We start from the raw sequence: 227 nt of genomic DNA on the forward strand, positions 1-227 counted from the left end.
TTCGCTGGCACATGTTTCCGGCTGGCAGTATACGCTTCGGGTTGCGCTATGCATGACGGCGGCAGAAACAGTCGGAATGTTTCTCCATCACGAGAGGTCCTATTGGATTTCACTGACGGTAGCCTTGGTCCTTCAGCGCAATTTCGCCTCAGCGTTGACACGCACCGTTCAAAGAGGCATCGGCACCGCTGCGGGTGTCCTGCTGTCGGGCCTGCTGCTGCTCGGGC

General features: G+C 58.6%; 1 protein-coding gene. It reads left to right on the plus strand.

Annotation, left to right across the window (positions count from 1 at the left end; translation table 11 throughout):
• Positions 1 to 76: 76 nt before the first annotated feature.
• A partial coding sequence (locus tag LD028_RS18285) for an FUSC family protein (RefSeq protein ID WP_369414825.1) occupies positions 77 to 227 on the plus strand: 151 nt, incomplete at its 3' end.

This window comes from Anoxybacillus sp. LAT27, from assembly GCF_022030075.1.
GTDB classification, from domain to species: Bacteria; Bacillota; Bacilli; order Bacillales; family Anoxybacillaceae; genus Anoxybacillus; species Anoxybacillus kestanbolensis.